This is a genomic window from Embleya sp. NPDC050493, from assembly GCF_044458105.1.
Lineage (GTDB): Bacteria > Actinomycetota > Actinomycetes > Streptomycetales > Streptomycetaceae > Embleya.
Genome location: NZ_JBITHP010000003.1, coordinates 736,660 through 746,518, shown reverse-complemented (window position 1 = coordinate 746,518; position 9,859 = coordinate 736,660). Strand labels below are relative to the sequence as shown.

Sequence of the window (9,859 nt, the reverse complement as noted above, 5' to 3'; positions counted from 1 at the left end):
GCCCCCCCCCCCGCCGCCCCCCCCCGCGCGCCCCGCGCAGTCACACCCCCCCGGGCGGCCTGCGCGGGGGGGGGGGGGCCCCCCGCGGGGGGGGGGGGGGGCCCCCCCCCCCCCCACGAAACCCCCGACGGTCGATCAGTCGAGTGCCGCCACGCACAGGTCGGTCCACTCGTAGCTGTGGTGACCCGTGTCGCAACACATCATCGGTTCGAGGTCCTGCTGTTCATCGGTCTCCGGCAGTTCCTGAAGTTCCAGAACGGAGCTCTCCATGCCTCATCTCCCCTTTCCGGGGGTCTTGGTCGTGCCCGGTGGCCGGCCGGTCGACCAGCCACGAACGAGGTCCGCCGTGTTCCAGGCGGAGCAGGAAATCCAACACGCCGGCCATCCCGACGCCGTACGCGGCGCACATCTCGCGCAGCGTGTCGTCCGGGACGAGCCATCGGCCGTGCCGGTGGGCGGCGCGCACCGCGATACAGCCGCCGAGTTCGTGCGCCCGGGACCGGTGGCGCTCGTCCCCGGTGGCCGCGTACAGATCGAGCAGCAACTCGGCGTTGCCGGCCACGCCATGGCACGAGCCGGGCCCGATCCGCCAGCGATCCGCATACACCGCGCGCGCCGCCCCCTCGGCCAGGTCCAGCCAGCGCTCCGTGCCGGTGACCTGCCACAGCCGGACCAGGAACGTGCCGACGCCGGACGTGCCGTTGCACCAGAAGTCCAGTCCCGGTCGCTCGGTGCGCCCCGGGCCCTTCGGCCACATCACCACGCCCCCGCGCCGATCGGCGACCGCCGCGAGCGCGTGTGCGCCGCCGACCGCGATGTCGATCAGCTCGGGCCGGTCCAGGTCCCGGCCCGCCGACAGCAGGAACGTCGCGTTGCCGGCCACTCCGTGGCCGAAGCCGTACAGCGCCGACCCGGCCAGCTCGCCGCGCACCTCGGGACCCACCGGCCAGTCCACCCCGGCCTCGGCGGTCGCGAGCAATCGCAGCACGGCGTCCGCGCACTGCCCGGCCCGCTCGGCGAACCGCCGGTCACCGGTGGCGTGCCACAGGTGCAACTGGGCCGTGCCCGCCCCGGCCAGACCGTGGCACACGTCGGGGTTGGTGCCGATCAGCGGGATGGCCAGGGCGTAGGCCGCCGCGCGCTCGGCCAACGCGTCGTCGGCCAGCGTCCGGGCCGCCTCGTACAGCGCCCACGCCGTGCCGGAGCGCCCGAAGTACAGCCCGGGCAGCACCCGGTCCGGTCGGGTCAACCGGCGATCGAGCCAGCGCGCGGCGGTGCGCAGTGCCGGCTCCGCATCGCGCCGACCGCACCGCACGGCCCGGTCCAACACCGCGAGCACACCGGCCGCACCGAGTTGCACGTTGCACGGATCGCCGTCCGGCAACGAGCGCGGGGCGGGCCAAAGATACTCGGCGTCCGGGTCCATCGTGTCCGCCAGGTGGGCAGGCCCGTCCGTCAGCAGGCGGTCGGGATCGACCGGGGCGGGCGGCCGGATGCCGAGCGGTCGAGTCGGGTCGGGTTCCGCCCGCAGGAAATCGGCGGCCTGTTCCAGCGTCCATCGCCGGGCGACCTCGACGGTGAGCCCGACGATCAACGGGGCCAGGGCGCGCAACATCGGCAACCCGGGCGCGGCGGCTGCGACGATCGCGGCGATCCGCTCGCCGACGGGGCGCGCGGGTGCGCTCTCGGCGGCCAGCACGGGGTTGATCCCGGCGCCGACCTGGAGCAGGGTGGCGCCCAGACTGAAGCAGTCCGCCGCGAAGTCCGCCGCCGGAACGGCCCGTTCGGATCCGGCCGCGCCCAGGTATTCGGGTGCGGTGAAGCCGCGGGTGCCGACCACCGGAACCCTGCTCCCGACCGCGACCGCGCTCTCCAGGTCCACCAGCATCGGGCAGTCCTTGGGCGTCATCATCACGTTGCCCGGCTTGAAGTCCCGCAGCACCAGCGCCTCGGCGTGCACCTGGGCCAGTAACCGGGTGAGTTCGCGGGCCAGTTCCCAACCCGCTGCGACCGGGATCCGGCCGTCGTCGCCGTGTCGGCGCTCCAGTCGGTCCGCGGTCCACCGGGTCAGGCTGATGCCCTCGATCAGCTCCTCGACCAGGAAGACATGCCCGCCGCTGTCGAACACCTCGCGCGGCTCGGGTGCGATCCGGCGCGGCGCGAGGCGGGTCAACACCTGTGCCTCGTGCCGCAACCAGTCCCGGGCGTCGCGCCCGTCGGGCCCGGCTCCGACGTGCGGACGGGCCTCCTTGATCAGGACCTGTTCGCCGGTGCGCTCGTCGTGTGCCCGGTAGACCCCGCCCCGGTTGGAATGCCGGATCGCCTCGCGGACCCGATAGCGGCGCGCGAGCAGGACCGAGTCGCCGCGCCGCCGCCCGAAGTGCCGCGGGCCCGGCACGGCCAGCGGGTCCACCGCCCAGGGCGGCGGCGAGAACCAGGCCTCGCGGCGGTCCGGCTCCGACGTGCCGTCGGGTGCCTGCAATCGGCCCTCGTAGAAGCCCTCGTCGTTGAGTTCGCGGGGGCGGGCGAAGCAGCCGAACCGGTAGTGCACCACGCTGCCCGGCCGATAGCGCCGGTCCGAGAGAATGGCCGGCCCCGGCAGACCCTCGGTCGCCGCATGCAACTCGGCGGCAAGCAGCACCAGTTGCTCGTCATCGGCCGGATAGGCGGTGATGAACTTGCCGGACCGGGCCCGGGCGGCCCGGACCGCGTTCAGCTCGGCGGCGACGTCCGGATCGGCGGCGAACTTGAACGCACAGCCGTGGGCGACGAGAACCCGGGCCGCGCGCTCCAACACGTCCGGCGCGGATCGGGCGGTGGCCGACAGGTGCAACTTCCAACCCTGCCTCCGTCGTACGTGCCCGGGAGGCAACACCATGCACCAGGGATCGCCCTGCCATACCCGCCATGAGTCGGTGCGGTCCGTCTCGGTCAACACCCGCGCAACCAACAACCGGTAGCTCGACATCACCGGCCCAGCGTCCCACCGCGCCCGGGTCCCGACCAGAGTCCGACCCCGATATATCACCCGAATGCCGTACGCACGCCGCGCCCGACCCGCGCCGCCCCCTGCCGTGTCCGAGCCCCGGCGCCGCGACCTGCCCGGGAGCACGGCGCTCGCGCGATCATCCGTGGGTGGACATCGACTCGGATACCAACAGGCCCAGCAGCGCGTCCCGGCCGCCGCGCCGGAATGCCTCCCGCTGTCGGTCGGCCCCCGTTCCCTCCCGCAGCAGTCGGTGCACCAGCGCATCGATCTGGCGGGCGTCCCCGGTGTCCGCCAGCGCCGGGGCGACGTATTCCATCAACCGGCCCACCAGTTCACCGGCCTTGAGCCGGCGCGGCGCGTGCGGGTCGATCAGCGCATCGGTCAGGCCGTGCCGCGCGGCGTGCCACTGGGCCGCCGAGACGAACTCGGGTGCGGGTCGGGGCGAGAGTTGCCCGGCCGTCGCGTCCCGCAGCACCTGGGTGACCAGGGCCCGGACCAGCCCGGCCAGCATCACCGCATCCTCGGCCCGCAGTTGCACGTCCATGGCACGGATCTCGACGGTGGGGTAGCGATCGGAGAGCCGGATCTGCCAGTAGACCCTGGCCCGGTCACGCAGGACGCCCGCGGTCAGCAGATTCTCGATCCGGCGGTCGTAGTCGGCCGCGTCGACGAAGTGGGGCGGCACCCCGGTGATCGACCAGCGGCCGAAGACGATGGTGCGCCAACTCGCGAAGCCGGTGTCGCCGCCCTCCCACAGCGGCGAGTTCGCGGCCATCGCGACCAGCAGGGGCAGCCAGGGGCGCAGCCGATTGAGCACGGTCACGCCCGCGTCCCGGTCGGGCACGGCGACGTGTACGTGCATGCCGTTGATGAGCATCTCGTCGACCAGGCGCGGGGCGTCCGAGTGCAGCAGGCGATAGCGCGCGGTGTCGGTGACTCCGACCGGGGTGTCGGGGCCGAAGGGTGCGGTGCCGGAGGCGACGAGCCGGCATCCCGCCTGTTCGGCCGCCACGGCCACCGAGTGGCGCAGTCGCAGCAGGTGCCCGCCGACCTCGTCGAGGGTCGCGCACACCGGCGTCGCCACCTCGACCTGCACCTGCAACAACTCGGGCTGGACCTCGCCGCCGGACACCGCCGACTGCAGGTCCACCGCCGCCCGGACCGCCTCGGCGACCGGCATCGGCCGACCGTCGGCGGGATTCACGAGGAGGTACTCCTCCTCGACCCCGAAGGTGATCACGCCCGGACACCGACCGCGGTGCCCGCGCCGAACGCGGATCCGCGGCCTGTCGAACGCAGTACGGGGGCCACCGCGCGCCCCGGTATCGCACGCACCATCGTGCACTCCTTGGAACCGTGTCCATCGACGGGGCGCCCGCCCGCGGCGCGCCGCCGGCCCGAGAACGTTCGGCCCGCATCATGCCTGGGGGCGCCGCCGGCGCGGCGCCCCCAGGGCGTGTCACGGATCAGACCGGTGTCCCCTCGTCCGCGCGGTCGTCGGAACTGTCGACGGGGCGCATGGTCCGCTCGACCTCGCTCATACAGGGCACGCAGAACGTCTCCCGTCGGCGGGTGCCGTCCACGTCCCGACCGGGCGGCAGGGTCACGCCGCACAATGCGACGTCCTCGCTCTCCATCGCGTGCCACACCACGCTCTGTGCGTCCTGGACCGCTCTCATCACGTGCATGTCCGCTCCCGTGTCGTGAGATCCATCGACCTCACCATGTAATCCGCTGTCGGCCCACCCTGCACTCCCAGGGGCCGCCGGTCCCGGGTCGATCCGGCGTCCGTGGGCGCCCGAGCAGGGAGAATCCCCGGTCGGGCCCCTGGGCCGCGCGGGTGACGCCCGGCGTCGGGCGGTGTGCGCGTGCGGTGCTCCGATCACGCCGCCACGGGCGGCTCCGACGGGCCGTGGAAGTCGGGGTGGGCCGCGCAGCCGCCCGATTCCCGGCGCGGGTACGACCTCCGCGACCACCCGTACCGACCAACGGGTCGGTCGATTCGACTGACCGGCCGGGGTGGGTGATGCGGGACACGTATCGGTGCGGCCGTGGGCCGTGGAAGACTCACCGTGAGTGTTCGCGCGCTCCGGGGTCGGTGCAATTCCGAACCGGCGGTGACAGTCCGCGACCCGACCGCAGCCGGCGGCCGGTTGACCCGGTGAAACTCCGGGACCGACGGTGAAAGTCCGGATGGAAGGCAGTGCGCGGCGACACGTCGATTCCCGCGGTCGGGCGCTGCCCGAGCGCGGACCGAACGTGCTCGCTCTCCCGGAACGGCGTCGGCGCACGGGAGAACGGGCCGTTGTCGGATCCGGATGCTCCCGTATGCCGTGGCCGTCCCCGGTGGCATGCGTGCGAACGCCTGCCCGCCGGGGCGGCCCCTCCTTGGCACGAGAACCACGCGTGCGACCGATTCCCTCCTCGGGTGCGGTCGTTGCGTAAACCACAGGAGAGTACGCATGACAGAGCAGATCCACGAGCAGCACTCCGGCCCGATGGTCGAGCGCTCGGCGAAGGTGGTTCGGGCGATCGAGGCGTTCGCCCGAGGGGCGTTCGTGATCGTCTTCGACGACGAATCCCGTGAGAACGAGGGCGACCTGATGGTGGCCGCGGAGCACACGACCGAGGCGGCCATGCGGTTCATGTTGGCGAACACCGCCGGGGTGGTCTGCGTGGCCATGCCGGACGAGGCGCTGACCCGACTGGAGTTGCCGCCGATGACGACGCGGAACACCGGCCTGCACGAGACCGCGTTCACCGTCTCGGTGGACCTGAAGGAGGGCGCCACCACCGGCATTTCCGCGGCCGAACGGGCGTGTACCATCCGGGCGTTGGCCGATCCGGGGACCCGACCGGACGACCTGGGCCGCCCGGGCCACGTGTTCCCGATCCGGGCCGTGCCCGGCGGCGTGTTGGCACGAGACGGGCACACCGAGGCGGGGGTGGACCTGTCCCGGCTCGCCGGGTTGTCCGGAGTCACCGCGATGTGCGAAGTGGTGCTCGCGGACTGGAGCATGGCACGCCTGGGCGATCTGATCGCGCTGGCCGAGCGGGAGGACCTGCATCTGATCTCGGTGGGTGACCTGGCGGCCTATCGCACCGCGGTCGAGGCGCGATCGGCCCTGGCCTGACGCACCCCCCGGCCGGGCGCGCCGAGTGCGCGTCCCGGCCGGGGCCCGACCGCGCCGCCCGCGGTGACCTCGACTCGTGCCGGTCAGTCGGCGAGCAGGCCGGTGCGCAGACCGGCCAGGGTACGACCGAGCAGCCGGGAGACGTGCATCTGGGAGATGCCGAGACGTTCGGCGATCTGCGACTGGGTCAGTTCCCGGCCGAAGCGCAACGCCAGGATGGTCCGCTCCCGTTCCGGGAGGGCGGCTATCAGGGGCTTGAGCGCGTGCAGTTCCTCGACCCGGGCGAAGCCGGGATCGACGAACGAGGCCCGCACCGCATGCGCCTGAAGGGGCCCGTCGTCGCCGGCGGGGGCGTCCAGCGAGTCGGCGGTGTACCCGGCCGCCGCGGTCAGGCCCTCGGTCACCTGCGCGACGTCCAGGTCCAGGTGCACGGCGAGTTCGGCCGCGGTGGGTTCGCGATCGTGCTCGGCGGTGAACGCGTCCCGGGCCTCGGCGAGTTCCAGGCGCAGTTCCTGAAGTCGACGCGGCACGTGCACGGCCCAGGTGTGGTCCCGGAAGAAGCGCTTGATCTCGCCCGAGATGGTGGGCACCGCGAACGTGGGGAACTCGTACCCGAAGGCCGGGTCGAAGCGGTCGATCGCCTTGATCAGGCCGATCGTGCCGACCTGGAGGATCTCCTGCGTCTCCTCCCGGCGTGAGCGGTAGCGGGCCGCGACGAATCGCACCAGCGGGAGATTCAGTTCGATCAGGGTGTTGCGCACGTACTGGCGTTCGGGCGTGCCCTCCTCCAGCGCCTTCAGGCGGTCGAAGAGCACCCTGGACATCGCCCGCGTGTCGCTCGCGGTCGGCGGTCCGTCCGCGTCCGCGACGTCCGGTTCCGGACCGGCGAACAGGACGGAGCCGGCGGGCAGTTCGCCTCCGGCGGGCACGGCGACACCGGCGGTCTCCTCGACGAGAGCGGTGCCGGCCGGGGAGTCGGTCGCAATCCCAACGGTCATGTCACGTCCTTCCGGTGCGTCTCGCGCGGCGGGTGTCGACGGCACACCCGATCCATGCACCATACACACGTTCCCTGACGGGGCCGCGCCCCGGGCCCCGGCGCCGAGGCAACGGGTCGCGCGGGCCGTCCGAAGGCGCCCTCGACGAAGGGCGTGCGGCGGGCACGCGCATCCTCCGAGGGTGAGCCGGGCCCGGGGACCGAATCGGGCCGTGCCCGGGGCCGGACGGCCGTGCTCGACTCGGCACGCTGCGGTACCCGCCGGCACGAGTCGGCGCACCGGCCCCCCGGCGACGCCGGTCGGGTCACGGTGTGTTGCCCAGGGCCTGACGCAGGGGCAGGGCACCGGTGGCGATGTGGATCCCGCGGGACACGATCCGTGCGTTGGTCGAGTCGAGCAGGGACAGTTGGGACAGCGGTGCCGGGCCGTCGTCGTGCAGCGAACAACACAGCAGCAGCATCGTGCGCAACGCCCCCGGCGGGAACGGCGCGTCGGGGGCGGTGACCACCTCGCGCAGCGTCCGCCAGCGCACCGCCGCGTAGCGGCCGTCGTCGGACCAGTCCAGACAGACCGCGTACAACTCGGGGCGGCGTACGAACGAGCCCTCCTCGGTGAGGATGTACGTGGTCGCCTGCGCCGAGTGGCTGCCCTCGGCCGCGCGGTAGAGCGCGGCCTCGATCACCTCCGAGGACATGGCCGGTACGGAGGCGCCGTCGTTGTGTCGGGCGGGGCGGGCGGCGACCCGTTCGATGCGGTGCTTGGCGTCGGTTCGGTTGCGCCGACTGCTCGGGCGACGGTCGGTGCTCATGAGACAACCCTTCGGGCCGGGTCCGGAGCCCACGTGTGGGCGGGGGCGAGCAGGTGCGCCGGTTCCACCTGGAAGAGCTGGGCCAGGCGCTCCACATCGTTGAGGTCGAAGGGCAGTTCGCCGGTGAATCGGCGCCACGCCCAGGACCGGCCGTGGCCCAGCGCCTCTCCGATGGCGCCGTCCGTGTAGCCGTCCCGCCGGGCGAGCATGCGCACGTTGCGCACCACGATCATCCGGATCGGTTCGTCCGTGTTCGTGTCCCGGTTGGGTATCGGCTCCGCCATTCTGGTCCCACGCACCCCAGGCGCAACATCTGTCATCTCCGCAGGGTAGATCGCCGATTGCGGGAGCGGTAGTCCGGAGGAAGGACAACCTTCCCTCTCTGCGGGAAAGTTGCCGCGTCATCCGAACGCGCCGCCGGCCCGGCAACCCGTAATCGCCGCGCCGGAGAGGGACTTCGCCCGGGTGCGCAGCGAACGCCCCCGGGCCACCGGCCCGGTCGGCGGCAGCCACCCGGCTCCGGGGACCGTCGGTCGCGCGCCGAGGGCGGGGCCCGATCGCTCAGCCGACGCGCCTGCCCTCGCCGGCGGCGGGCGGCGAGACCCGCCTCGGGTTGTCGGTAGCAGGGGTTCGAGGCATGTCGGGCGGGGTGTTCGGCGAAGGTGCCGACGGGGGACTTGTGGCGGGCGGAGGTACGGACGGGGGACTTGTGGCGGACGACGGGTTCGCCGCGGCCACACTGTTCGGCGGCAACGCACCATCGGGTGCGGGCGTCAAGGGGTTCGGCGCGTCGGTCGGCGAAGCCGGTGCGGCCGGCGGCACCCGCACCGGGTGCGGGGCATCCGAGCCTCCGGTCGAGCCGAGCACGGCCCATCCGGCCGCGACCGCGGCCAGCGCCGCCACCGGCAGCGCAAGGCGCAGCGGGACGCGCCGCCCGCGCGCCGTCCCGGCCGGCAACGGCACGTCCCGGGTCCGCAGCGTCTCGGCGGTCACCGTGTCCGCCCGCCGGCCCATCCAGTCGCGCAGTTCGGCCTCCAGCGCGGCATGCTCGGGCGTGCCCGAGCGCAGGGGTTCGGCACCGTGTCGGGTCACGCGTCGTCCTCCATAAGCAACCGGTGCAGCGCGGTCAGTCCGCGGCTCGCGGTGGATTTCACGGTGCCGGACGGGATGCCCAGCGTGCCGGCGATCTCGGTCTCGCTGAGGTTCTCCCAATAGCGCAGCACCAGCACCTCGCGTTGCCTGCCGGTCAACCGCCCCAGCGCGTGCCGCAGCCGCCGGTCGCGTTCGGCCCGCAGCGCATCGTCCTCGGGCGAGGCCACCGGCGGCGGCACCGGCGGTATCCAGGCCCGGGCGGTGCGCCGTCGGCGCAGCACCGATCGGGCGCCGTTGACCACGCAGCGCCGCAGGTAGGCGGGTGGGTCGTCGAGTTCGCCCAGGCGCGCGCCGTAGCGGCGGAAGGCCGCCGTGAACGCCTCCTGCACCACGTCCTCGGCGGTCTCCTGGTCGTCCACCAGCAGCGTGGCCAGGCGCACCAGGCGGATCCGGTGCGCGTGGTAGAGCTGCGCCATGGTCGGCGGCGGCTCGCCCGCCTCCCGGGTCCGACGACGGAACAGGCCGAACGCACGCCGGCGGGGCGGGGCGCCTTCGGCGGGCGGTGCCGGGTGGGCCGGACTCGGGTCCTGGTGGATCCGGAGGTGGGATTCCTGGATGGCCGTGAACTCCTCGGGTGCGTACCGACGGGGTGCCGGCGCCGGGCGGACCGACGGCGTACGGGGGCGAGCACCGGTCGAGATGCGGACGGCGACGCGTACGCCGGGTGTGCCGTGGCCGGCCCGGGGGCGGGGCGCGCGCCCCCGCCCCCGCCCCCACCCACGCGCACGGCAGCCCGACCGCGCGGGGGACGACCCCCGCCGCGGCCGCCCACACCAGC

10 protein-coding genes and 1 riboswitch are annotated in these 9,859 nt (G+C 73.6%); of the genes, 1 reads left to right on the top strand and 9 read right to left on the bottom strand.

What is annotated here, in order from left to right:
- Nucleotides 1–135: 135 nt before the first annotated feature.
- The 4 genes from ACIBM5_RS09940 to ACIBM5_RS09925 form a co-directional block, all read right to left on the bottom strand.
- Nucleotides 136–270 (bottom strand): hypothetical protein, encoded by a 135-nt coding sequence (locus ACIBM5_RS09940; protein WP_391583823.1) that lies wholly within the window; start codon nt 268–270, stop codon nt 136–138.
- Nucleotides 224–2,968, bottom strand: coding sequence for a class IV lanthionine synthetase LanL (lanL, locus tag ACIBM5_RS09935; protein ID WP_396006384.1), 2,745 nt, complete (start codon nt 2,966–2,968; stop codon nt 224–226). Before lanL ends, ACIBM5_RS09940 begins: the two co-directional genes overlap by 47 nt.
- A 157-nt stretch (nt 2,969–3,125) precedes the next feature.
- Nucleotides 3,126–4,229, bottom strand: coding sequence for a glutamate--cysteine ligase (locus tag ACIBM5_RS09930; protein WP_396006328.1), 1,104 nt, complete (start codon nt 4,227–4,229; stop codon nt 3,126–3,128).
- A gap of 226 nt (nt 4,230–4,455) precedes the next feature.
- A complete protein-coding gene (locus tag ACIBM5_RS09925; RefSeq protein WP_391583825.1) occupies nt 4,456–4,677 on the bottom strand; it encodes a hypothetical protein in 222 nt (73 codons plus the stop codon).
- Nucleotides 4,678–5,069: 392 nt separating this feature from the next.
- Nucleotides 5,070–5,200: riboswitch (FMN riboswitch) on the top strand.
- Nucleotides 5,201–5,451: 251 nt separating this feature from the next.
- Between ACIBM5_RS09925 and ribB the strand changes: the two genes are divergently transcribed.
- Nucleotides 5,452–6,123 (top strand): 3,4-dihydroxy-2-butanone-4-phosphate synthase, encoded by a 672-nt coding sequence (gene ribB / locus ACIBM5_RS09920; protein ID WP_396006327.1) that lies wholly within the window; start codon nt 5,452–5,454, stop codon nt 6,121–6,123.
- Between the two features lie 83 nt (nt 6,124–6,206).
- Here the strand turns inward: ribB and ACIBM5_RS09915 are convergent, their stop codons facing one another.
- From ACIBM5_RS09915 to ACIBM5_RS09895, 5 genes are all read right to left on the bottom strand, one after another.
- Nucleotides 6,207–7,121, bottom strand: coding sequence for a SigB/SigF/SigG family RNA polymerase sigma factor (locus ACIBM5_RS09915; RefSeq protein ID WP_396006326.1), 915 nt, complete (start codon nt 7,119–7,121; stop codon nt 6,207–6,209).
- Between the two features lie 304 nt (nt 7,122–7,425).
- Nucleotides 7,426–7,929, bottom strand: coding sequence for a hypothetical protein (locus ACIBM5_RS09910; protein ID WP_391583828.1), 504 nt, complete (start codon nt 7,927–7,929; stop codon nt 7,426–7,428).
- Nucleotides 7,926–8,213, bottom strand: coding sequence for a helix-turn-helix domain-containing protein (locus tag ACIBM5_RS09905; protein WP_396006325.1), 288 nt, complete (start codon nt 8,211–8,213; stop codon nt 7,926–7,928). The genes ACIBM5_RS09910 and ACIBM5_RS09905 overlap by 4 nt, the downstream gene beginning before the upstream one ends.
- Nucleotides 8,214–8,490: 277 nt before the next feature.
- Entirely contained in the window at nt 8,491–9,021 is a 531-nt protein-coding gene (locus ACIBM5_RS09900; protein ID WP_396006324.1) for a hypothetical protein, read from the bottom strand.
- On the bottom strand, nt 9,018–9,497 hold the full coding sequence (locus ACIBM5_RS09895; protein ID WP_396006323.1) for an RNA polymerase sigma factor: 480 nt from the start codon (nt 9,495–9,497) through the stop codon (nt 9,018–9,020). The genes ACIBM5_RS09900 and ACIBM5_RS09895 overlap by 4 nt, the downstream gene beginning before the upstream one ends.
- Nucleotides 9,498–9,859: the final 362 nt, after the last annotated feature.